At 29.6% G+C, this 24,114-nt stretch carries 20 protein-coding genes and 1 other annotated feature; of the genes, 16 read left to right on the top strand and 4 right to left on the bottom strand.

Annotation, left to right across the window (positions count from 1 at the left end):
* The first annotated feature begins 5 nt into the window (after window positions 1-5).
* The 5 genes from NSA50_RS07955 to NSA50_RS07975 all read left to right on the top strand — a co-directional run bounded on the left by NSA50_RS07955 (window position 6) and on the right by NSA50_RS07975 (window position 8,343).
* A complete protein-coding gene (locus NSA50_RS07955) occupies window positions 6-383 on the top strand; it encodes a DUF3783 domain-containing protein (RefSeq protein WP_257444316.1) in 378 nt (125 codons plus the stop codon).
* Window positions 376-1,056 (top strand): helix-turn-helix domain-containing protein, encoded by a 681-nt coding sequence (locus NSA50_RS07960; RefSeq protein ID WP_257444318.1) that lies wholly within the window; start codon window positions 376-378, stop codon window positions 1,054-1,056. The genes NSA50_RS07955 and NSA50_RS07960 overlap by 8 nt, the downstream gene beginning before the upstream one ends.
* 137 nt (window positions 1,057-1,193) lie before the next feature.
* The gene (locus NSA50_RS07965) at window positions 1,194-4,958 is read left to right on the top strand and encodes a S8 family serine peptidase (RefSeq protein ID WP_257444320.1); all 3,765 of its coding nucleotides are present in this window, start codon (window positions 1,194-1,196) and stop codon (window positions 4,956-4,958) included.
* A 62-nt stretch (window positions 4,959-5,020) separates the two neighbouring features.
* Window positions 5,021-6,442, top strand: a complete 1,422-nt coding sequence (locus NSA50_RS07970) for a peptidoglycan-binding domain-containing protein (protein ID WP_195263883.1) — start codon at window positions 5,021-5,023, stop codon at window positions 6,440-6,442.
* Between the two features lie 134 nt (window positions 6,443-6,576).
* Complete coding sequence (locus NSA50_RS07975; RefSeq protein ID WP_257444323.1) at window positions 6,577-8,343, top strand: heme NO-binding domain-containing protein; 1,767 nt, start codon at window positions 6,577-6,579, stop codon at window positions 8,341-8,343.
* A gap of 58 nt (window positions 8,344-8,401) precedes the next feature.
* Here the strand turns inward: NSA50_RS07975 and NSA50_RS07980 are convergent, their stop codons facing one another.
* Complete coding sequence (locus NSA50_RS07980) at window positions 8,402-9,460, bottom strand: YkvI family membrane protein (protein WP_195263881.1); 1,059 nt, start codon at window positions 9,458-9,460, stop codon at window positions 8,402-8,404.
* A gap of 131 nt (window positions 9,461-9,591) precedes the next feature.
* Here NSA50_RS07980 and NSA50_RS07985 point away from each other — a divergent pair, with 131 nt between their 5' ends.
* From NSA50_RS07985 to NSA50_RS08000, 4 genes are all read left to right on the top strand, one after another.
* Complete coding sequence (locus tag NSA50_RS07985) at window positions 9,592-10,698, top strand: hypothetical protein (RefSeq protein WP_257444325.1); 1,107 nt, start codon at window positions 9,592-9,594, stop codon at window positions 10,696-10,698.
* An 86-nt stretch (window positions 10,699-10,784) separates the two neighbouring features.
* On the top strand, window positions 10,785-11,708 hold the full coding sequence (locus NSA50_RS07990; RefSeq protein WP_207733781.1) for a TIGR01212 family radical SAM protein: 924 nt from the start codon (window positions 10,785-10,787) through the stop codon (window positions 11,706-11,708).
* Window positions 11,709-11,790: 82 nt separating this feature from the next.
* Window positions 11,791-12,522, top strand: coding sequence for a 2-phosphosulfolactate phosphatase family protein (locus NSA50_RS07995; protein ID WP_195263879.1), 732 nt, complete (start codon window positions 11,791-11,793; stop codon window positions 12,520-12,522).
* A 576-nt stretch (window positions 12,523-13,098) separates the two neighbouring features.
* Window positions 13,099-13,968, top strand: coding sequence for a CAP domain-containing protein (locus NSA50_RS08000; RefSeq protein WP_257444328.1), 870 nt, complete (start codon window positions 13,099-13,101; stop codon window positions 13,966-13,968).
* Window positions 13,969-14,151: 183 nt separating this feature from the next.
* Here the strand turns inward: NSA50_RS08000 and NSA50_RS08005 are convergent, their stop codons facing one another.
* Window positions 14,152-14,448 (bottom strand): hypothetical protein, encoded by a 297-nt coding sequence (locus NSA50_RS08005; RefSeq protein ID WP_195429639.1) that lies wholly within the window; start codon window positions 14,446-14,448, stop codon window positions 14,152-14,154.
* Between the two features lie 849 nt (window positions 14,449-15,297).
* Entirely contained in the window at window positions 15,298-16,473 is a 1,176-nt protein-coding gene (locus NSA50_RS08010) for a class I SAM-dependent rRNA methyltransferase (protein ID WP_257444331.1), read from the bottom strand.
* Between the two features lie 356 nt (window positions 16,474-16,829).
* Here NSA50_RS08010 and NSA50_RS08015 point away from each other — a divergent pair, with 356 nt between their 5' ends.
* The 7 genes from NSA50_RS08015 (at window position 16,830) to NSA50_RS08045 (ending at window position 23,233) form a co-directional block, all read left to right on the top strand.
* The gene (locus tag NSA50_RS08015; protein WP_195429637.1) at window positions 16,830-18,542 is read left to right on the top strand and encodes a peptide ABC transporter substrate-binding protein; all 1,713 of its coding nucleotides are present in this window, start codon (window positions 16,830-16,832) and stop codon (window positions 18,540-18,542) included.
* An 81-nt stretch (window positions 18,543-18,623) separates the two neighbouring features.
* Window positions 18,624-19,577, top strand: coding sequence for an ABC transporter permease (locus tag NSA50_RS08020; RefSeq protein WP_195429636.1), 954 nt, complete (start codon window positions 18,624-18,626; stop codon window positions 19,575-19,577).
* A gap of 16 nt (window positions 19,578-19,593) precedes the next feature.
* Window positions 19,594-20,517 (top strand): ABC transporter permease, encoded by a 924-nt coding sequence (locus NSA50_RS08025; protein ID WP_195429635.1) that lies wholly within the window; start codon window positions 19,594-19,596, stop codon window positions 20,515-20,517.
* Between the two features lie 14 nt (window positions 20,518-20,531).
* Window positions 20,532-21,578 (top strand): ABC transporter ATP-binding protein, encoded by a 1,047-nt coding sequence (locus tag NSA50_RS08030; RefSeq protein WP_195429634.1) that lies wholly within the window; start codon window positions 20,532-20,534, stop codon window positions 21,576-21,578.
* A complete protein-coding gene (locus tag NSA50_RS08035; RefSeq protein ID WP_257444334.1) occupies window positions 21,571-22,536 on the top strand; it encodes an ABC transporter ATP-binding protein in 966 nt (321 codons plus the stop codon). Before NSA50_RS08030 ends, NSA50_RS08035 begins: the two co-directional genes overlap by 8 nt.
* A 22-nt stretch (window positions 22,537-22,558) precedes the next feature.
* The gene (locus NSA50_RS08040; RefSeq protein WP_257444336.1) at window positions 22,559-22,921 is read left to right on the top strand and encodes a hypothetical protein; all 363 of its coding nucleotides are present in this window, start codon (window positions 22,559-22,561) and stop codon (window positions 22,919-22,921) included.
* Window positions 22,922-23,050: 129 nt separating this feature from the next.
* A complete protein-coding gene (locus NSA50_RS08045; protein ID WP_195263869.1) occupies window positions 23,051-23,233 on the top strand; it encodes a hypothetical protein in 183 nt (60 codons plus the stop codon).
* 81 nt (window positions 23,234-23,314) lie between these two features.
* On the opposite strand, the gene NSA50_RS08050 is transcribed toward NSA50_RS08045, so the two are convergent.
* Window positions 23,315-23,533, bottom strand: coding sequence for a (2Fe-2S)-binding protein (locus NSA50_RS08050; protein ID WP_008681498.1), 219 nt, complete (start codon window positions 23,531-23,533; stop codon window positions 23,315-23,317).
* A gap of 291 nt (window positions 23,534-23,824) precedes the next feature.
* Window positions 23,825-24,081, top strand: a binding site (T-box leader).
* Window positions 24,082-24,114 lie beyond the last annotated feature (33 nt).

Consider the following 24,114-nt stretch of genomic DNA (forward strand, 5'->3'; position numbering starts at 1 on the left):
GTTATATGCTTGACAATAATAAGTGTATTTTAGTTTATAATGTTCCTGAAAGAGAGTTAAATATTTTAAAAGAAGATGGAATTAGGCTTTTAGAAATATCATCAGAAATGGTTGAAATGACTATTAGGGATATAATAAATGGATTAAAGTTCGAGACATTTAATTCAAATCCACGAAGAGAATCTGTTATTCTTTTTAATAATTTTTCTGATGAAGAGCTAAAAGGAACTATAAGAAGTATTAGACAAAAATTCAAAGGCGGAATATTAGCAACAGTAACGCCGACTTCAATGGAGTGGAAATTTAATTATTTAGTAGAGCACTTAATTGAAGAAAAAGAGTGGTACTTAAAACAACAGAAGGGAAGATCTCAAAGTGAGTAGAGTTGGGGAAAAGATAAAAGAGGCTCGACTTAAAAGTGGAATGAGCCAAAAGGTATTAGCTAAAAAGTTAGGTGTAGCAGAAAAATTTATAAATGAAGTTGAAATGGGAAGAAGAGTAGCTCAAGAATCTTTAATTGAAAAAGCATCAAAAATATTAAATTCTGATTTTAATGATGTTAGTATGGTTGTTACTGATGAAGCTTTAATTGAAGAAAGAAAAGCTATGAAAGAAGTTAAAAATAAGACTTTTAAAGGAAATATAGAAAAGGACGAGGTTTGGACTAATGCCTTTTCATCTGTTTTAAAGAATGTTCCTGTTCTAGATTATTCATTAAAAAATAATAAGGGATTTAAAGAATTACCTATACACTCAAATAAAGTTGAAGGATATTCTCAAGATAAGGTTCTATACTTAGAGATTCAAGACGATGAGATGTCTGGATTTAGAATGTTAAAAGAAGATTTAGCTTTTGCTACTTTAGTAAAGGAAGTAAGCAATAATGGAATATTTTTAGTTGAATATAAAGGGAAAAGAGCAATAAGACAAATAAAGAACTTAGGAAATTCTAAAGTCTTATTGGTTAGCAATGCAGGAAGTCTATTAACTGAAACTATGAATCTTAACGAGATTTCTGTATTAGCGAAATTAGAGAGAGTAGAAATAAAGTTATAAATAAAAAGTTGTTTTGGATTAATAAATTCAAAACAACTTTTTTTATAATAAAACTCATCAATATATAAAACAAATTACAATTTAGGTTCCCACTTTACAAAAACAATACATATATTGATATAAACAAAATTTGTGAGGTGAGAACTATAGAAAACATAAATCTAAATAAGGTAGATGCAGGATTAGGACTTATACAAAATGTACCAAAGAATGTATTGAGTAAATTAGGAATAAGCCATGGTACTAGTTTTTCAGAGGGAAGTACAATAGAAGTCACTATAATATCTGGAGATAGTCCTGAGAATGTAACTAAAATTGTAGAGGACTTAGGAGGAAGATATGAAAATTTAGGTTTTGGATTTGGAATAGTTAATATACCTGTTGAAAATTTATGGAGATTAGCAAATAGCAATTCAATACAATATATAGAGTTACCTAAAAGCTTATATACTACAGATGCTCAAAGTAATAGGGCTGCCTGTGTAAATACAGCTAGAGAGAGTTTTAATATTCAAGGTGAAGGGATTTTAATTGGATTTATAGATTCAGGGATAGATTATACTCATCCAGCATTTAGGAATGAAGATGGAACAACAAGGATAGATTATATATATGATTTAAGTGATAATGGTAAAATATACAATAGGGAGATTATTAATACTGCGCTTCAAAATCCGGATCCATTTTCTGTAGTTCCTTCTTATGATAATACAGAACATGGAACTCATGTTGCTGGGATTGCTTGTGCTGGAGGAAATATAAATCCATCCTTTTATGGGGTAGCCCCCAAAAGTTCAATTGCAATGGTTAAATCTACTAGAGGCCAATTTGCACTTAGTACTAATATAATGAGAGGATTAAAGTTTCTTGTTGATAGAGGTAAGGAATTGAATAAACCATTAGTAGTTAATATAAGTTTAAGTACAAATGATGGAGCTCATAATGGTACAAGTCTTTTAGAGCAATATATATCAACCATATCAACATTGGAAAGAATTACAATTGCCATTGCCGCTGGAAATGAGGGAGATGCAGCTCATCATGTTGGTGGAGAGCTTACAGGAGAAAAAAGAATCTCTATAAATGTAGCTGAGGATGAACCTGCCGTAGTATTAAATTTATATAAGTCTGTTTTATCCAATATAGCTATAAGAATAACAAGCCCTACTGCAGCGACAAGTGGAGAGATAGTAATAAGGGAAGGCTATACTGAAGGAATAATAGGAAGGGATAGATACCAGGTTTTTTATACTGGGCCTAAACCATTTGATTTAATAGGAGAAATATCAATTGCATTACTAACAAATAGTCAATATATATCATCAGGGCAGTGGGAAATTAGATTATCATTACAAAATGAGTATAAGGGTATGTTTGATATGTGGTTGCCAATATCTGAAGGATTAAATATTAATACAAAGTTTTTACAACCAACTGTATTAAATACACTTGGAATTCCTGCAACAGTAAGCAATATAATTGCAGTTGGAAGCTATAATTATGTTACTAATAATATATCTTCTTTTAGTGGAAGAGGAAGGCCAGCAATATTTCAGACAATAAGACCAGATTTAGTAGCTCCAGGAGAAGGTATTTCAGCACCAACTCCAAACAGGTCATTTGATACTAAAAGTGGTACATCTATGGCTACTCCACATGTAGCTGGAATTGCAGCATTAATGATGGAATGGGGAATATTAAAAAGAAATGATCCATATCTATTTGGTGAGAGATTAAAGTATTATTTAGTAATTTCAGCTAAGAGGCCAAGAACGGATGTAATATATCCAGATCCGAGTTGGGGATATGGTCAGGTATGCTTAAATGCAGCTATAGAAGCTATAATAAATAATATTGGGTTTATAGGATCTAGAAGTAGTAAATTATATAGAAATGATGGCGTGAATAACATCAATGAAGATTCGGATAGTGATAATGAGGCAGATGAAGATTCGAATAACATAGTGACTATAGATAATAAAATCAAAAATAGTGATGAAGATGGCAAAAGTGAAAGTTTAATTAATAGAATTTTGGAGGAGAAGGAAGTGGATGTAAAAAGCAATGATTACAGGCAGCCAAGTATATACAAGGACTTTGAAAGAGAAACATTTCAAAACTATAAGGATTATAACGAGGTGGTAGGTTTTATAGTTGAATATACATCAAGAGAAGAATTATTAAAGATAAATAATCTTCCAGATGCATCAGTTACAATATTAGATAATAACTTTGCTATAGTTTATATACCTTTTAATAGAATTTTAGAAGTAGAGCCATACGTCAAAGATATAGTTTCAATAGAGGTACCAGTAATTTATACATTAGAACAATCCTCTCCAGTAGAAGCTAGTGGTGCTCCTCTGTTTCATAACAATCCATTTCTAAAATTAAATGGAAGAGGGGTTGTAGTAGGTATTGTAGACACAGGTATAGATTATTTAAATAATGAATTTATGAGGGAAGATGAAACTACAAGGATATTAAGGATATGGGATCAGAGCTTAAATGGCGAGAGTGATATTTATGGCGCTAAGTTAGGTGTTGAATATAATAGTGATCAAATTAATCAAGCTATACAAGCAAATAAGAGAGGAGAAGATCCATATGCCATAGTTAAAACAAAAGATGATATAGGACATGGAACTATGGTAGCTAGTTTAGCTGGAGCTAGAGGAATAAATCCTGAAGTTATGGGAGCAGCCCCAGATTGTGATTTTGCAATAGTTAAGTTAAAGCAGGCACCTAGCGTTATATTAGATTATGCAGGAGTTAGCACTCCAGGAACAGGAAGATATGCAACTGTTGAAGTATTATTGGCTGTAAGATATTTATCAAGATTAGCAAGTGATATAAAAAGGCCGATGGTAATATGCGTCCCTCTTGGAAGTAATACAGGAGCTCATGATGGAACTAATGCTATTGAAATAATAATGGCAAATACAAGTAGCCAATTGGCGGTTGCATGTGTTACAGGGACTGGAAATGAAGGTGATACTGATACTCATACAGAAGGTAAATTTGATAAGCCAGGTCAAATAAAGAATATAGAAATTAGAATAGGTAAAGGCCAAAAAGACTTAAATTTTCAAATATATATTCAGCAACCAGATAAAGTTTCACTAGGAGTGGTATCTCCTTCAGGTGAAGTTGTTGAAAAGCTAACAGTAAGATTAAATAAAGTAGAGAATATAAGTTTTGTTTATGAAGGTACACGAATGAGAATTTCTTATATTTATCCAGATCCTGTTACTGGAGATGAGATAATAAGCGTAGAAGCAAGGGGACTTAAGGAGGGAATATGGCAGTTTAGGCTTTATGGTGATTATATAGTTGATGGAAGGTATTGGAGCTGGTTGCCTCAAAGAAGCTTGTTAGACCCTGATACTAAGTTCTTAAGTCCAAGTCAATATACAACATTAACGGTTCCTGGAACGTCAAGAGGGGCAATAGTAGCTGGGTTTTATAATCAAAATAATAATGCAACCGTAGGTCAATCAGGCAGGGGATTTACAAGGGATGGAAGAGTAAAACCTGATGTTGCGGCAGGTGGTATAAATGCGGTAGTTACAATGCCAGGAGGTGGAACTAGAGTAGTAAGTGGTTCATCTGTTTCAACAGCTATTACAGCAGGTTGTTGTGCATTAATAATGCAATGGGGAGTTGTAGATGGAAATGATCCTAATTTGTATGCAACAGAAATTAGAACTTATTTAATAAGGGGAACAAGTATGAGGGTAGGAGATATATATCCAAATGAACAATGGGGGTATGGAGCAGTAGATATGAAGGGAGTGTTCGATTCTATAAGAGAAAATCTAACTGGTGGTGTTAGTCAAACAAGAGATAATGAAGAATATAGAGTGGGGAATCTATTTGTAAGCAAACCAACAGATATATAAAAGAACCAAATTGATGGCAAAGGCATATATTGATTAAAGGAAAAATATTAAAGGAGAAATGTATGGCTCAAAAAGGTAGATTAAAGGTACAATGTTTTGTTAATGAAACTTATATACCTATTGAAAATTCAAGGATAGTTATAAGACCATCGATTGGGAGTCCAGAAACAAATGATATAGTTTTAACTACTAACTCTATGGGAGAATCAGAAATAATAGAATTAGATGCACCTCCTTTAGAATACTCACAACAGCCAACAGGACAGGTCCCATATAGTATGTATGATATAAGAGTAGAGAGGGAAGGATTTCAAAGTATATTAATAAATAGGTGTCAGGTTTTTCCTGATGAATTGGCTTTACAGCCATGTAATATGATTGAATCTTTAAATAGAGCATACAGAACTGAAACTATAAATGTTCCACCTAATACATCAAATATTTCGCCAACTGGACCAAATGTATCACCGACAACAGGAAATATTAATGAAGTAATAAATATAGGTCCAAATGTTTTAAATGGAAATTATCCAGAGAAAATACCTGAAGAAGAAGAAAAGCCATTGCCACCTCCAACGAGCGGAGTTGTTTTGCAAAAACCAGTTGTACCCGAATTTATAGTTGTCCATGCTGGAGGCCCCAATAATACATCAGCGCCTAATTACAGAGTTCCTTATAAGGAGTATATAAAAAATGTTGCATCATGTGAGATATATTCAACTTGGTCAGAAAATACAATACGTTCAAATGTTTATGCTATAGTTTCATTTACTTTAAATAGAATATATACAGAGTGGTATAGAGGTAAGGGAAAGAATTTTGATATAACAAATTCTACAGCATATGATCATGCATTTACTTATGGAAGAAATATATTTGAAAGTATTAGTGAAGTAGTAGATGATATATTTGCAACTTATGTAAGAAGGATGGGGAGAAAGCAACCGCTATTAACCCAATATTGTGATGGTAAAAATGTATCTTGTCCAGGTTGGATGACGCAATGGGGAAGTAAGTATTTAGGCGATCAAGGTAAAACTCCATATGAAATATTAACGAGCTTTTATGGAAGTGATATTGAATTAGTTACTGCAGAGCAAGTTAAAGGAGTACCAAAATCATATCCTGGATATGATTTAATAATAGGGTCATCGGGAGTAGAAGTTAGTACTGTACAGGAATTTTTAAACAGAATATCCCAGAACTATCCTCTAATTCCTAAGGTTGCCCAAGATGGGATATATGGAGCTAATACAGCAGAGGCAGTTAGGGTTTTCCAAGGAGTTTTCAATTTACCTAAAACTGGTGTAGTTGATTATGCAACTTGGTATAAAATATCAGATGTTTATGTAGGAGTAACAAGAATAGCAGAATTAAGGGGAAGTGCAAGAAGTGTTCAAAGAATATTTGTTCCTCCAAGGTCTTTTGATAACTACTATGATCCTACAATTCCTAAGTTTGATTACATGGATGATATGGTATGATAAGGAGATGAATTGGAATATTTCCAATTCATCTATTTTTTTCATAAAAATAGTTATATAATGAACATGAATATATAAGTTTTTTTATTACCTACAACAGAGCGGATACATATTTAAAATTAAGGGGGACAGTTATGAAAGGTACAGTTGTTTCTACATGGCTAAGGACATGTAGAGATTTATATGGAAATGAAGTTATAAATAAAAGTTTAAAATCAGTAAATTGGTCAGAAAACATAGTGTTTACACCGTTAGAAGATGTAAATGATCCACAGATATTTAATTTAATACAGACTATAGCAGATAATGTAGGTACTTCAGTAAATGAGCTGTGGCAAGTCATTGGAGAAAATAATCTGCAGAAGTTTTCAGAAGATTATCCTATATTCTTTAAAAGAGTAAACTTATATAAGTTTTTAGATTCACTTAACTTTATACATTCAATAATAATGAAAAAGATAAGGGGTTCTAGGCCACCTAAGATGCATTTAGAGCCAATATCAAATAATAGTATATATCTTACATATAAATCTGATAGAGAATTATTTGATTATTTCTTAGGTTTGTTAAATGGAAGTGCTAAACATTTTGGTGAGACTATAGAGATTAGAGAAGTAGAAAGAAAAAAGGGAGAATTAAAAGTACATATTAATTTTGAAAATACAATTCAACATAGTAAGAGGTACATATTCAGTAATAGTTTATCAAGAATAGGATTAAAGAGTTTAGAATTAAAGATGGCAGTTCCAATATTTATAATTACTACTTGTATTAGTATATTACTTGCAGGATTGTCAAAGGGATTAATTATTGGAGTCATTTCTGGAATTGTATCTGCATTTGTATGTTATATGACAATAAAGCCTTTAAATGACATAATAGAAAATAATAATTTTGAGGCTATAGATAGAAGTATTTCTACAAATGATAAGCTTGAAAAAATATATAAGGGAATATCAAGGTTAAAAGATAATATTGGTAAAGATTCAACATCAGCTAGTCTTGCGGCTAATGAATTATCAACATTTACCAAAGCGATGCATAATACAACAGAAAAAATGAGAAAAACTACAGAGGAAATATCTAGTTATTCAGAACAAGTTTCAGAGTTAGCAATGCAACAAGAATTAAGTACTGAAACTCTTGTAAAGCAAACAAATGAAAATATTTTAGCTTTAAAAGATCTTGTAAAGACCGAAGATAAAAATAAAAATGAATTAGATAAATCTGTTGAAAAAATTAATCAAAGTCATATAAATGTGGACAAGTCAAGTGAAGCTATAAAAGAATCATTAAAATCATTTATGGATGTAAAGGAAAAGGGGAAAAATCTTCAAAGAAAAGCAGAAGATATTACTAATATAGTATCTTTAGTAGCAGGGATTTCGTCTCAAACTAATCTTTTAGCATTAAATGCTTCAATAGAAGCTGCAAGGGCTGGAGAGCAAGGACGAGGATTTGCTGTTGTAGCGGAAGAGGTAAGAAAGCTTGCAGAACAATCACAACAAGCTGTTAAGGATATAAATAGTAATTTATCGTTCTTTGCAGAAGAAATTAATTCATTAGTAACAAGTATAGAAAGCCAATATAATATATTGGAGCTAGAAACAGATAATTTAGAGAATGTTAGAAAGATAAGCTTAGAAGCTAATGAGTTGATTAAAGTTGTATCAAATGAAACTAATAAATCAATAATCCAATTAAATAATGAAGTTAAATCAGTAGAAGAAATGTTTAAAACTATTGATTCACTAGCTTCTATTGCAGCAGAAAATGCAGCATCATCTCAACAAGTTAACCAAGATATAGAAGAGTTTACTAGAAATATTCAGGATATGATAGATACTCTCCAAAAAATTAAGGATGTTGGAGATAACTTTGAAAATGATGTAAATATATAATTAAAAAATTACACCCCATGGACTCAATTTTTGAGGCTGGGGTGTTTTGTTTTATGAATTAATTTAATTCTTTTTTATGTTTAAAATAAAAATAAATTGTTTGTGCTATAAATACCAAGCTAAGCATACCAAAAAGAGGATATAATGATCCAATTAATTTTGAAAATCCTATTCTTGATATAGGAAGAGCAATAATTAGAACTATGAAGATTGCTTTCTTAAAGTCTATATTAAAGCTATTATCTAATGTTTTACTTATGGAGTAAACATCAGAAACCTCAGTGGAAAACATTTCTAACCAAATTACAACTAATAATAATGCTTGAATTACATTGCCAAAGCGTTGTGCTACAAATAATAAAGGTATTTCATATTGATGTATATATGGTTGGTTTATCATTAACAAAAAGTTTATAGCAAAACTTAAACAAGCTAAACCTATTGCACCAAGTGTAATTCCATAAAACATAGTTTTAGGTTTTTTTATTTGATTACTAAGAGGCACTAATACACCAAGACAACAAAGAGTATTATATCCAGCATATAGTATTGTAGATAATGTGATACCAGTCTTTTTAGGTTCAAATTTAGTTAAAAATTCTATAGAAATCATATCTTTACAAAACATAAAATATAGTATGGTTATTGTTGTTATAGTAATAACAAGAGTTGGAACAATAAATGAATTAACTTCAATTAAACCATCTGTATCTCTTAAAAGAAAGAAAACTGCTAAAGCAACCATTATTAAAGATCCAATTATCTTAGGAATATTAAAAAATTGATTTATTAATGCACCACTACCAGCTAATATTATTGACGCACTAGAAATTAAGTATAGTGTAGTAATTACACCAGTAATTTTGCCGAGTAAATTTGGACTTACAACCTTAATTACATCACCATAAGAGTTTAACTTATATTTAATACTAATTTTAGAGACTATAGAACCCATAATTATATAAAATATACCACAAGCTATAATTCCTATAAAGCTTGATACTCCATATGATGTGAAAAATTCTTTGATTTCTTGTCCAGAAGCTAACCCAGCGCCAACAATTGTTCCAATAAAAACAACTGCTATTTGAAAAATTTTAGAAAATTCACGTTTCATTTTTAATCCCCCTATTTACTATCTATTAACAAATATATATTTATAAAAGCACTTTTATTCTTCAAAAATGAATAAGGTATATTTTCTTAGGGAAAATAACTTTGAGGAATATATATAAGGAGGTAATTAAAGTGAAAAAGAGGAATTTGTTTAAATGTTGTTTAGTAGTAATTATGAGTTTTTATTTATTATCTGCATGTGCAAAAAAAGAAAATAATGAAAAAGCTAATATAGATTTATTTAATCCAAAGGAAGCAGCAAAAATTGCTGAAAGTTATTTAAACTATGTTAAGGATGACAATATAGAAGAAGCAAATAAGCTATGTACAGAGCAATTGATAAGTAAAAATAAGGAGATTTCTACTGGAACATCAAGAATAATAGCTTATGCGCCTGATAACATGATAGAATCTTCGGGTTCAGTTTATGCGATATATAATGTAATTAGAAATTCAGCATCAGAACCAAAATGTGATTTAGATAATTATGCAATAAAGGTTTTAAAAATTGGAGATGAATATAAAATTGATGAAGTTAAATCAATGAATAAAAAGCAAGTTTTTGTAAGAAATAAATCCTTAAGAATAATTGGAGAGGATGGGGGAAAAAGTGATCTAATACTAACATTAAATAATTTACCTAAGGATGTTTATGTAAGTGAAAATAAAATAATGTTATATAAGGAAAAAGCTCCATCTGAGGCATTTGGACCAGTATCATTAGGATATAAAGGACAAAAAGTAGCTATCTCCACAATAGGAAATAATAAGGCTTTTTTATCAATTGCATATATAGAAGAAAGTAAAGCGGCTCAAGGGCAAGGCGGTGGAGAAAGTGCAACAGCAGGTGCAAATCAAAATTCTAATATTAGTAGTGATTTAGAGGAGCTAGTAGATAAACCAATAGCTAAGAAAGTTGTACCTTTAGATATACTGGATAATGTTAAAATGGAAAATTTGGTGTTTTCAAAAGAAGAGGGATATTTAATCGTAGAATATTTAAATGCTAGTGGGTTAAATAGAATAAATGTATATAAAACAGCTGATGGAGAACTTGTTAAGTTAAAATTTAATGAAATGTTTCCAGAAGATAAATATAATATAAATTTAAAGAGCTTTGATAAAAGTGAAATTACTGTTGAGGTAAGTGGTAAGGAAGGTAGAAATGATATTAATATAGATGTTATTGGTGGATATAAAGCAAATATGGAAGAAGAGGAAGTTAAAAAAAATATTTAAAATACTTAACATATAAAAATAATGTAGTAGAATAAAAGTACAACTTAAATATAGTGGTACTTTTATTTTTTTATTAGGAGGAAATAATGAAAGAATGGAATGGTAAGAGATATCATAGTTTAAACTATTATCTTAGAAATAAATTTAATGAAAAAGTATATAAGATATCCTTAGATGGAGGATTTACTTGTCCAAATAGAGATGGAAAAGTTGCTAAAGGAGGTTGCACATTTTGTAGTGCTAGAGGATCAGGTGATTTTGCTGGAAGTAGAACCTTATCTATAACAAAGCAATTTGAAGATAGAAAAGATATGATGGAGAAAAAGTGGAAGGATGGAAAGCTAATTGCATATTTCCAAGCTTATACCAACACTTATGCACCAGTAGAAGAACTTAGAAGAAAATATAGAGAAGCATTAATGCAAAAAAATGTAGTAGCTTTATCGATAGCAACAAGACCAGATTGTATTGATGATGATGTTTTAGAGTTTTTGACTGAATTAAATGAAAAAACATATTTGATTGTTGAGCTTGGACTACAAACAATAAATGATGAAAGTGCTAGAAACTTTAATAGAGGATATGACTTTGAAGTATTTGATAATACATTAAAAAGATTATTAGAAAGAAACATTGAGGTAGTTGTACATACTATTTTTGGATTACCAGGTGAAACAGAAGAGGATATGTTAAAGACAGTAGATTATATAGCACACTCAGGGGCAAAGGGTATAAAGTTCCATCTGCTTCATCTAATGGAAGGGACAAAAATGGTTGAGCAATATGAAAGTGGTGAACTAAAGCTATTAACACAGGAACAATACATAGATTTAGTTTGTAAGGGAGTTTCTATGATTCCAGAAGAAATGGTAGTGCATAGATTAACAGGAGATGCACCAAGGGAATTGCTAATAGGACCAATGTGGAGCTTAAAAAAGTGGGAAGTATTAAATGCCATAGATAAAGCACTAGAGGATAATGATATATGGCAAGGAAAGAATTTTAAATAGTCTAATTATTAAAGATGAAGAATTAAAATATAAAAATTAATAATTGATCAAATTTCAATTTAAAATATGGGGAGGTATTTTTATGAATATAGATGTAATTATATCTGCAGATCATATTAAAGAAGAATATCTAGAAGATAAGACCGTAGTAGTAATAGATATGCTAAGAGCTACATCGGTTATTACAACAGCATTAGCAAATGGAGCAAGGGAAGTTATTCCTATGCTAACCGTAGAGGAAGCCTTCAATAAGAAAAAAGAACTTTCAGAAAAAGGAATAGCCACATTGTTAGGGGGAGAGCGAAGAGCTATAAAAATAGAAGGATTTGACTTTACTAATTCACCATTAGAGTATACGAGAGATAAAATAAAAGGAAAAAGTATAATATTAAGTACCACTAATGGAACAAGAGCAATAAATTTAAGTTTAAAAGCAAGTAAAATACTAATAGGTGCGATGATAAATGCTAAAGCTGTTATAGATAGATTGAATGAAAATTCTAGTGATGTTGTATTTATAAATTCAGGTACAAATGGTCAGTTTTCTATGGATGACTTTATATGCTCAGGGTATATGATTAATTTATTATGTAAAAAGGGTATTTATAATTTATCTGATATAGCTAAAACAGCTAAATATATATATGAAAATAATCAAAATATAGTAAGCTTTATAAAAGAGGCAAGACATTATAATATATTGAAAGATTTAAATTTACAGGATGATCTTGAATATTGCTGTAAAAAAGATATATTAGATATAGTTCCAATAGTAAATAAAAATACAGGCATTATATCATTAATAAATGACTGATAATAAATTTCAATTAATTGCAATTTTTCTATTGACAATGGTAAAAAAAGAATATATCATAATATTAGATTGATAATCAATATCAGTTAAAGAGAGAGAAAATATTATTAGAAGCTCCACACTTTTAATAATATGAAGTATATACAAATAAATTAAACTCCTATAATTATAGAATTTATTTCAGTAAAAGATGACTAATAGCAACGCTTAGTCGTCTTTTATTTTTGTTCAAAAATATGTAGAATATATAAAAAAACTTTTTGGTAATTTTATCATGGTAAATATATCAACTTGCTGATGAAAAAAATATTTGATTATTAATTTTTATATAAAAATTAATGTACTTAAACTTTGGAATGACGCAATCTAAGGAAGAATGAAAAATTAATAAAAATATATGTAAATGTTATGAGTTTTATATGATGTTTTTTATGGTAAAAAATGAATATCAAAAATTAAATTGGCATTAATAGAATAATATTAAATAATTAGAAACTAACTCATATTTAGACCCCCTAAACATTATGTTAGTATAATGGCACAGATGAACAAACAAATCTGAAGGGGGAATTACAAATGATTAAATCAAAATTAATGATGTTATTAGCATCAACAGGATTAACAATAGCCTTAGGAGTAGGAAGCTTTTTTATGCCTTCAAAAACTGAAGCACCTAATAATGATGCTACAAAGATTCAATCTAACAGTGAAACTTCATCTGAAAATAAGGAAACAAAAACTGATGAATCTAATAGTGTAGTAGAAACAAGTAAAAATACAGTAGCTTCAGCAGATAAGGTTTCAACTGAATCTAAGACTAATGAAAATAATGAATCTTCAAATAATAAACAAACTGCAAATAGTAAGACTGAAACAGGTGTACAAGCTGATCAACAAACAGAAAATAAAAATTCAAATGAAGATTGTTATACTGATGGACAATACACACCACAACAAAAGCCAGTGGTTACTCCATCACAAGGTTCCAACTCTAATTCAGGGCAAGAATCAAATCAAAAACCAAATGTTTCAGATAGTAGAAGCTATATAGCTGAAATTGAACAAGCCATATTCCAAAGAGTAAATCAAGAAAGAGCAGCAGCTGGGCTCCCTGCATTAAGCTATAATGGAACTATGGAGCACTATGCTAGAATTAAATCTAAGGATATGGGCGATAGAGGATATTTTGATCATAAAGATCCGCAAGGAAAGTTAATTACTGAACAAATGAAGGCAGATGGAGTATCATATAGTGCTTGGGGTGAAAACATTGCATACATACAAGGTGTAAGTGGTAATGCGACTTTAGCAACACAATTTATGGACAACTGGATGAACTCATCAGGACATAGAGCAAATATACTATCATCAAACTTCAGTAGCATAGGTATTGGTGTTTACAAAATAGGAAACACATATTATGCAACACAAGAATTTTATAGATAAAAATGAAAGATATAAGATAACGTGGATAGACTAAGTTACGATTATATATAACTTATAAAAGCTATTATTTTGCAATATGACTTGCAAAGTAATAGCTTTTAATTTTATATAGAATATTACAGGAGTGACGTAATTATTTTAGTAAAGGTATTATTAGTATAAATAAAACTTAAATATTAAATATTATAGATCACATTTCACTATATCTATATAAAGATAAAACAAATTATCCTTTGATAATTGATTAAATAGTAGTAGTAAATTTGAGGTCTTTATTTTTATGTTTATTCTATTTCTTTTAGATATAGTCAATGACTCACAAAAGGAGTATTTTTCTATAATCTTAACTGCTTCATCAATATTTTTGAAATCTAGGACTACATTATTGAATTCATATATAGAATTTGTAGTACTAGTATTAGTATTTGATATTTTTGATTCCTCAAAGTTTTTATTTACATTTTCAATATTTGATGTCACCTTAAAACCTTCTTTCAAAACTTAAAATCCATATAAAATATTCATATTATTATTGCCGTGGATATAATAGATAAATAAAATGCATATATTTATTAAAATAATACTTATATAGAAATATTTACCTAGAATAAATTATATATTATTTTTTAAAAAAGTCAAAAATACTATTTATTTTAGATGTAATATACTAATAGTATTAATTATGTAAATTGATAATTAGAACAGAAAAATATTATAAATAATATTTTAAAATATAAAGTTAAATATAAAATTATATAAATTATAAAGCATATGAATTAATGTCATAATTATTATTGGCTTTAAATTACTATTCTTAGGTTTATATATTAAATATGAATAAATAAAAATAAAAGAAGGTATAGAAATAGCTAGTACATATATGAGTGAGTAATAATGTCTACAACTAAAAATAATTGAAGATATAATAGTTATAGCAAATTTATTTTTAATAAATTTATTTACTATATTAACAATTAGTAAGATTATTCCTGATTCTAATACTGGAACTATAAATATAGAGAGTATAATAAATATAAAGCTTATACTTATATTAGGCGAATATGATTTATTTTTATATATTGATAGAATAGTGAATGGAATAGTAGAAAGATATGATATTATTGATGCTAAAATAATGAATTTAAAAGGGTTAGGTTCTTAATATAATAAATTAGTTTATTCATAAAAATGCTCCTTAATGACACTATAGATTTTAAAAGTATGTATTATGTATATTATAATGTGCTTTATTAATAAAATGATATAGTAAAAAGAGCTTTATATTATGAAGCTCTTTTTACTATTCTTATTAGTTTTTATTTAATTGTATTAGACTACTTGGAAAATAAAGAATTTTAAATAATATGATTCATCAGAATTCCATAAAATTGGATGATCAGCACTTTGGGTTCTTATTTCTACTTGTCTTAATGTTCTTCTAGCATCATGAGCAGCTTCTTGAACTGTCTTTTTTAATTGCTCTTCACTCATATAGTGTGAACAAGAGCAAGTAGCAAAGTATCCGCCTGACTTAACCATTTTTAAGCCTCTAAGATTTATTTCTTTATAGCCTCTAATTGCTGATTTGATAGTATTTCTTGACTTTGTGAATGCTGGTGGATCAAGTATAACAACGTCAAATTGTTTACCTTCTCTTGACCAATCTCCAAGAACATCAAAGGCATTATGACATTCGAATTTAACTATATCTTGTAAGTTGTTAAGTTCAGCATTTCTTCTTGCACAATCAATAGCATGTTGGGATACATCTATACCAAGAACTGATTTAGCAGCAGCTATACCAGCATTTAAGGCAAATGAACCTGTATGAGTAAAACAGTCTAATACATCCTTATCTTTACATACTCTATGCATAGCAGCTCTATTTTCTTTTTGATCTAAGAAGAATCCAGTTTTTTGACCATTTTCTAAATCAACTATGTATTTGACTCCATTTTCTATTATTTGAATATTTGTATCAAAAGGTTCTGTTAAGAAACCTTTAGTTTGTTCAAGTCCTTCAATTTCTCGTGTCTTAATATCACTTCTTTCATAGACTCCCTTAGCACCATATTCTTCAACTAGAACTTTTACTATTAGATCCCTATACTTATCCATTCCTAAAGTAGAAATTTGAATTACATAGTAATCTTCAAATTTATCAACAGTAAGTCCAGGTAAAAAGTCAGCTTCACCAAATATAAATCTACAAGAAGAGGTATCTATAACTGTTTTTCTATATTCAAATGCATTAGCAAATCTCTTTTTAAAGAAATCATAATCTATTTCTTCATTGATATCATTTGTCATTATTCTTATAGTTATTTTACTTCTATCATTTATGTAGCCTTTTCCAATAAAGAATCCTTTATGATTATATACCTCAACTATATCACCGTTTTCATAATCGCCATCATATTCATTTATCTCATCAACATATATCCAAGGTCTTCCTTGCTCAGCTCTTTTATTTTTTCCTTTATGTAAATAAAATTTACTTGCCATATTGTAGCTCCTTCCTAAATTAATCTTATAAGATTATATCATAACTATAACAAAATAAATATTAAACTTGAATAATATAGGTTAATAATAAAATTATTTGTATTTAATAATAAATATGTAAAACTGAAAAATAAATCAATAAAATATAAATAAATTATTAAAAAATAATGTGTAAATAAATTGACTTTAATAAAATAAGTGCTATAATATTAACAATAAACTAAATGTAATAAAATGTAATAATGTATATATTTAACTATTTATTCAATTAAATAGAATTTGTTTATATCTATTTTGAATAGCTAAATATATTAATGTGCATATTTATTATACTAATAATAAAAAGGGGGCAAATTATGAAAAAAAGGTTTATTTCTTTACTAGCGATAGGCTTAACTTGCATGATGGTACTTGGAGGTTGTGGAAGCAAGGGTCCTGAACAATCACAGAATGGAGAGTCTGGTAGTGTACAAATGGATAGTGAACAAGTTCTAAATACTATTTATTTTGAGGTGGTTACATTAGATGCAAATGATTGTACAGATAATCAAAGCTCATCTATTCTTAGTGCAGTAGAAGAAGGATTAGTAAGAATTGAAAATAGTGGAAAAGGCGATGAAATAGTACCAGCTGGGGCAGAAAAATGGGAAGCATCAGAGGATGGATTAACATGGACATTCCATTTAAGAAAAATGAATTGGTCGGATGGAGAACCTGTAGTGGCAAAACACTATGTTGATTCTTTCAAAAGAATATTAAATCCAGATAATGGTTTTGCTTACTCTTTCTTAGCTTATGATATAGAAGGAGCAGAAGAATACAATACAGGTAAAGGTTCACTAGATTCTGTAGGAATAAAAGCTACTGATGATTATACCTTAGAATTTAAGTTAAAACATTCAGTACCTTACTTTGTATCAAAGGTATCCTATGCAGTATTCCATCCAATTAGATTAGATATTATAGAAAAATTAGGTGACCAATATGCTAGCAATATTGCAGATAGAGTATATAATGGACCTTTTAAAGTAGAAAGCTGGGACAATGGAAATTCAATGGTATTAGTAAAAAATGATACCTACTGGGATGCAGATAATGTACATCTTCAAAAGGTTAACATGACAAATATTAAAGAATTTGCTACTCAAGCTCAATTATTTGAAGCACAAGAATTAGATATATCAGGAGCTCAAACAGATTATATAGACAAATGGACTGAAAGAGCTGATGCAGGTGAATTCCAAAAGCTAACAGGATCGGATCCAGGATCATTCTATTTATATTTCAATCAAAAGAGTGAATCAGCTAATGGAATATTAAAAAATGCTAAAATAAGAAAAGCTATTGGACTAGCTGTAGATAGAGATGTTTATACAAAAGATTTAGTTGGTAGATATCAATCAGCATATGGAGTAATTCCAACAGCTATAAATGTCGGAGATGAAAAATATAGAGATAAAGTAGAAGGACCTTTAGAAAGCGATGCAAAGACTTATGTAAATAATAAGGAAAAACTTCAAGAACTATTTAAAGAAGGATTAAAAGAATTAGGACTTCAAACAGATGATTTAAGTCAATATGAATTAACTTATTTATCTCAAGGAAGTTCAGAATTACAAAAACAAAGAGCTGAATGGATGGCACAACAAATTAATGGAAATTTAGGAATTAAGATTAATGTTGAAACTCAAGGTGACTGGGGATTGTATAATGATATATTAGAAAAGTTAGAATATGATTTTACAATGGCTGGATGGTCAGCAGATTATAATGATCCAATGACTTTCTTAGATATATGGGTATCAAATGGTGGAAATAATCATACTGGTTATGCTAATACTGAATATGATGAATTATTAGCGTCTGTATATAAAGAAACAGATCAAGCTAAAGTAACAGACATTTATAAAAAGCTAGAAAATAAATTAGTTAATGAAGATGTTGTTATGTCACCGTTCTACTATACTGATAAATATACATTCTATCAAAACTATGTTAAGGGCATTCAATTTACTTCATTTGGTGCAGTGTATGAATTCAAACATGCATATATACAAGGGAAAAACTAATTAAAGTTATCATATAAAATTAGTATGATGCACATCAACTATTGTTGATGTGCATTAATTCAATATAGAAAGGGTGGGAATATGGCAAAGTATGTTGTAAGAAGATTTTTTGAAATGGTTATTACACTTTATTTAATTGGAACAGCTACTTTTTTTCTTTTAGCTGCAATTCCAGGAACAGCTATAGATAAGAAGATTCAAAAGTTGCCAGAGCAAACAAAACAAATTGTTATAGCTAAGTATGGTTATGATAAGCCTGTAGTAGAGAGGTATTTTATAACAATAAAAAATTATATTGTAAAGGGTGAATTTGGTGAGTCTTTAGTACATGCAGGTGATACACTTTCAAGCATAGTTAAAAATAAGATGCCAGTTTCATCAAGGCTTGGAATACAGCAAATAGTAGTTGGAGTAACACTAGGTATTCTTTTAGGAATAGTTGCTGCAATGAATAGAGGTAAAATCATTGATTATGTAATTTTAGTAGGAGTAATGCTACTTGCTTCAGTTCCTTCGCTAGTATTATCACTATTATTACAAAAGTACTTAGCAAAGGGTCCGTTATTAAATTTACCTATAATAGGATGGCCAAAAGGAACAGATATTTGGTTTGGAGGGTGGAAGTACACACTTTTACCTACATTAGCGGGTGCAGGAACATATTTAGCTTATTATGCAAGATTGATGAAGACAAGCATGTTGGATAGTATAAATCAAGATTATACACTTACAGCTAGAGCAAAAGGATTATCAGAAGTGGAGATAGTTAGAAGGCATGTTCTTAGAAATTCATTTATTCCAATAATTACAGTATTACCAGTAGCGATATCAGGAGTAATTTCTGGATCTTTCTTTATAGAAAGGGTTTTCGCTATTCCAGGAGCAGGTCAATATTTTATTCAAGCTGCAAATGATAGAGATATTCCAATTTTAATGGGATTAACGTTACTGTATGCATTAATTTATCTTATAGCAATATTTATAACTGACATACTTTATACAGTTGTAGACCCGCGTATAAGATTAGTTAAGTAGATAGGAGTGTAACTTTATGAATAAATTAGAGGTAAAAGATAAAAGATTTGAACTTGTAGACTCATCTACATTAGATGGCGATTTAGTTGTAAGGCCCAATATTAGTTATTGGCAAGATGCTTGGAGAAGGCTTAAAAAGAATCCAGTTGCTATGGGTGCCTTATTTGTATTAGTTGCTATTGTGCTAATGGCAATTTTTGCTCCAATAATAAGAAATATGGATTATCAAACTGTTGTAACAGAAAAAAAGAATTTATCTCCTAGTAGTGAGTTCTGGTGGGGAACAGATGCTATGGGAAGAGATTTATTTACAAGAGTGTGGATAGGAACAAGAATATCAATAAGCGTAGCATTGATTGCTACTGTAATAGATATAGTAGTTGGATGCTTATATGGAGGCATAGCTGCATATTTAGGTGGAATAGTAGATGAAATAATGATGAGAATAGTTGAAGTATTAAATAGTATTCCATACTTAATAATTACCTTACTGATTTTAGTTGTTTTAGGAAATGGATATTTTCAGTTAATGTTAGCTTTATGCCTAACAGCTTGGACTGGCACAGCAAGAATGATACGGGGACAAATTCTTCAATTAAGAGAAAGCGAATATGTTTTAGCGGCAGAGGCTCTAGGAGCATCTCCAATGAGAATAATTTTAAAGCATTTATTACCTAACACAATTGGATTAATAATATTAGATGTTGCATCAACAATTCCAAGTGTAATAGTTTCTGAAACAATATTGTCATTTTTAGGCTTAGGATTAAATATTCCAGCATTTAGTTTAGGTTCGTTATTATCAGCAGGACAACAAGCCATGGCATTTTATCCTTATCAATTGCTATTCCCTACGATAGTTTTATGTTTATTAATATTATCATTTAACGTTTTAGGTGATGGCTTAAGAGATGCTCTAGATCCAAAATTAAGACAATAGGAGGTATATAAGGTATGGAAAAGTTAGTGAAAATAAATGAATCAATTCTAGATGTTAAAAATCTAAGAGTATCTTATCATACTTATGCAGGAGAGGTACAATCTGTTAGAGGGGTGTCTTTTGAGGTTGATAGAGGCGAGGTATTAGCTATAGTAGGAGAATCGGGATGCGGAAAAAGCGTTACAGCTAGATCAATTATGGCATTAATACAAGCTCCACAGGGAGAAATTAAAGCGGACAGTAAGATATTTTATAATGGAGAAGATATATTAACTTATGATAAAAAGAAGGTTAGAGAGTTCAGAGGTGGGGAATGTGCAATGATATTCCAAGATGCATTAACCTCTCTTAATCCAACTATGAAGGTTGGTAAGCAAATAATAGAGAATTTAGTAGCACATAGAAATATGGATAAAAAATCTGCACGAGAAGAAGCTATAAAGATACTTGAATCTGTAGGAATACCAAATGCTGAAAAGAGAGTTGATCAGTATCCACACGAATTTTCAGGTGGAATGAGACAAAGAGTTATGATTGCAATAGCAGTTGCTTGCAATCCTAAAATTTTAATAGCAGATGAGCCTACAACAGCTCTTGATGTTACAATTCAGGCACAAATACTTGAACTTATTAATGAATTAAAAGACAAGCTCAATACAGCAGTAATATTAATAACTCATGATTTTGGAGTAGTTGCGGGAATGGCAGATAAAATTGCTGTAATGTATGCTGGACAAATTATAGAACATGGGGAAAAGAGAGAGATATTCTATGAGTCTAAACATCCATATACTTGGGCACTTTTAAACTCAGTTCCTAAGCTTGGATGGAAAGGGAAGCAGTTACTAGACACAATAAAAGGAACACCCCCTGATTTAATTGCACCACCAGAAGGATGCGCATTTGCAGCTCGTTGTAAATATTGTATGAATATATGCTTAGAAGAGGAACCAAAGGAGTATTCATTTGGAGATACACATAAGGCTAAATGCTGGTTATACAGTGAAGAGATTCCTGAGGAAATTTTAAAGAAAATTGAGGAGGAAAGAAGAAATGGCTAATGAATCAAATATAATTTTAGAAGTAAAAAACTTAAAAAAGTATTTTAAAATTGGGAATAAAGATATTTTAAAAGCAGTAGATGATGTTTCATTTGCCATAAAAGAAGGAGAGACTTTAGGATTAGTTGGAGAGTCAGGATGCGGAAAGACAACTTGTGGAAGGACTGCTATAGGATTGTATAATAAAACTTCTGGGGAAGTTCTTTATAGGGGTAAATCAATAGATGAATTAAAAGGTAAAGAAAAAAAACAATTTAATAAGGAAGTTCAAATTATATTTCAAGATCCTTATGCATCGTTAAATCCAAGAATGACTGTTGCTGATATAATATCAGAAGGAATAGATATTCATGGTATAGCTAAATCAAAAGAGGATAGGGATAAAAGGGTTTATGAACTATTAGAGTATGTAGGATTAAACAAAGAGCATGCAAATAGATTTGTACATGAGTTTTCGGGTGGACAAAGACAGAGAATAGGTATAGCTAGAGCTTTAGCTGTTGAACCTAAATTCATTTTATGTGATGAACCTATTTCTGCTCTAGATGTATCAATTCAAGCACAAATTGCTAACTTATTAATTAATTTACAGAAGGAATTAGGATTAACATATTTATTTATTGCCCATGATCTATCTATGGTCAAGCATATTTCAGATAGTGTAGCAGTTATGTACTTAGGTAGTATGGTTGAATTGGCTGAGTCGGAAGAATTATTTAATAATGCTAAACATCCATATACAGAAGCGTTAATGTCAGCAATTCCAATAGCAGATCCTGATATAGAAGAAAATAGGGAAAGAATTATGTTAGAGGGAGATGTTCCTAGTCCAATTAATACTCCAAAAGGATGTAAGTTCCAAGGTAGATGTAGCAAATGTATGGATATATGTAAAAATGAATACCCGGAATTTAAAGAAGTAGAGAAAGGGCATTTTGTCGCTTGTCATTTATATTAATTAAATTTTAGGAGATAAACACATGAAAAGTTTGAATGGAATAATAAATGATTTTGCTAAATGCGTGCTTGTTGGAAGTTTTATATCTTTAGCAATTATTTTTGGTTTGGGGGTAATTTCTTTATTAATATCAAAGTTTAATTGGCAACAGTCATTAAATATTGTAAGAAGTGCATTGCTTATAATTGGACCATTAGGAATGATTTTGGGGGCCCTTTTAATACTAAAGAAAAGAGATGAGAAGGAATTATTATTTATTGACCAGTGGAAAAAAAGGTATAGAGTATTTTCATATAAAATAGTTTTAATAACAGTTAGTTTAATTATCGTTTTGTATGGAGGAATTATAGATTGGATTATAGTGAATTCTAGCATAATGAACTGAATTATTTTGTGTTAAATTTAATTATAAATCCTATTCTTTAAGGAGTTTGGGATTTTATTTATTTTGATGAATATTAAATATAAATGTAAATATAATTATAGTATAAAGCAATTATTTGGGGAGATATATATGATATTTAAGGCGATTGTTATACCAACTCCAAGAAGAATTAGAAGATACGTGGAGAATAAAATTGATGAATTAACTTGTGAAAGTATAACAAAAGATAAGGTTGAAAATAAGGATTTAGAACATATTGATATGACAAAAGATACATTTAAAAATTTTGGATTATCCATCAGAATCTTTTAAATAAAAAAACCACCTGTTTTCATAACAGGTGGTTTTAGGGGAGATATAATCTATATGCTAATATAGTTTGGGGGAACTATATTAGTTATTTTCCAGATGTTTATCAATCAAATTTTGGATTGTAGGGGTACATCTGTAGCCTCTGCATCCACCTGTACAAGCTCCTGTTGCCTTAGAAACTTCTGCTACAGTGTGGGCTCCGGCTTTGATTGCATCTTTAATTTTGGATCTTGGTATTGCCTTGCAAGTACAAACTTTAGTAATCTTATCAAGGACTTGTTCGTTTAAGTTATTTTCCATTTAGTTTTCCTCCTATATTAAGAAATCGACTAAGGAAAATAAAGGGGATAAAAAATAAATTTAATGTTTATTCTTTATGTTTATATTATATATTTAGCAATAAAGAAAGTCAATACTAATTGATAAAAATTATTAGTTAATTTTTAGTATTAATAATACACATTATAAATATATTTTGCCAAAAATATATTTAAATATTCTTAAATATAATCTTTTATATTATTTTACTTTGTAGTAGAATATAGTTATTATTAATATAATGATGTATTAATATTATTTCATTATAATTAGTTAAAGACTGTGATTAGGAAAAGTACTTAGTTGGATACTTTAAGAGAGTGACTGGTTGGTGAAAAGTCATAGAGAATATTAAGGAAAATCACCTAGGAGTTTGAGGCTGAAAGGTTTATAATTACTGATTAAGTTTTTCACGTTATCCTGCGTTAAGGGATAGAGTATGTTTGTACTCGAATTCAAATAGTTTTTCATATTTATTTATGGGGAACTTCTAACCTTAGGTGGTATAGCGAATAATCTTCGTCCTATTGGGCGGAGTTTTTTTTATTTGAATCTATATATTT

It is taken from the genome of Clostridium mucosae (genome assembly GCF_024622765.1).
GTDB lineage: Bacteria > Bacillota > Clostridia > Clostridiales > Clostridiaceae > Clostridium.

What these genes read in the sequence shown, in the direction of transcription:
- NSA50_RS07955 (WP_257444316.1), top strand. Translation starts at nt 6, where the DNA reads ATGCTTGACAATAATAAGTGTATTTTAGTTTATAATGTTCCTGAAAGA.
- NSA50_RS07970 (WP_195263883.1), top strand. Translation starts at nt 5,021, where the DNA reads ATGGCTCAAAAAGGTAGATTAAAGGTACAATGTTTTGTTAATGAAACT.
- NSA50_RS07975 (WP_257444323.1), top strand. Translation starts at nt 6,577, where the DNA reads ATGAAAGGTACAGTTGTTTCTACATGGCTAAGGACATGTAGAGATTTA.
- NSA50_RS07980 (WP_195263881.1), bottom strand. Translation starts at nt 9,460, where the DNA reads ATGAAACGTGAATTTTCTAAAATTTTTCAAATAGCAGTTGTTTTTATT.
- NSA50_RS07990 (WP_207733781.1), top strand. Translation starts at nt 10,785, where the DNA reads ATGAAAGAATGGAATGGTAAGAGATATCATAGTTTAAACTATTATCTT.
- NSA50_RS07995 (WP_195263879.1), top strand. Translation starts at nt 11,791, where the DNA reads ATGAATATAGATGTAATTATATCTGCAGATCATATTAAAGAAGAATAT.
- NSA50_RS08000 (WP_257444328.1), top strand. Translation starts at nt 13,099, where the DNA reads ATGATTAAATCAAAATTAATGATGTTATTAGCATCAACAGGATTAACA.
- NSA50_RS08010 (WP_257444331.1), bottom strand. Translation starts at nt 16,473, where the DNA reads ATGGCAAGTAAATTTTATTTACATAAAGGAAAAAATAAAAGAGCTGAG.
- NSA50_RS08015 (WP_195429637.1), top strand. Translation starts at nt 16,830, where the DNA reads ATGAAAAAAAGGTTTATTTCTTTACTAGCGATAGGCTTAACTTGCATG.
- NSA50_RS08020 (WP_195429636.1), top strand. Translation starts at nt 18,624, where the DNA reads ATGGCAAAGTATGTTGTAAGAAGATTTTTTGAAATGGTTATTACACTT.
- NSA50_RS08025 (WP_195429635.1), top strand. Translation starts at nt 19,594, where the DNA reads ATGAATAAATTAGAGGTAAAAGATAAAAGATTTGAACTTGTAGACTCA.
- NSA50_RS08030 (WP_195429634.1), top strand. Translation starts at nt 20,532, where the DNA reads ATGGAAAAGTTAGTGAAAATAAATGAATCAATTCTAGATGTTAAAAAT.
- NSA50_RS08035 (WP_257444334.1), top strand. Translation starts at nt 21,571, where the DNA reads ATGGCTAATGAATCAAATATAATTTTAGAAGTAAAAAACTTAAAAAAG.
- NSA50_RS08040 (WP_257444336.1), top strand. Translation starts at nt 22,559, where the DNA reads ATGAAAAGTTTGAATGGAATAATAAATGATTTTGCTAAATGCGTGCTT.
- NSA50_RS08045 (WP_195263869.1), top strand. Translation starts at nt 23,051, where the DNA reads ATGATATTTAAGGCGATTGTTATACCAACTCCAAGAAGAATTAGAAGA.
- NSA50_RS08050 (WP_008681498.1), bottom strand. Translation starts at nt 23,533, where the DNA reads ATGGAAAATAACTTAAACGAACAAGTCCTTGATAAGATTACTAAAGTT.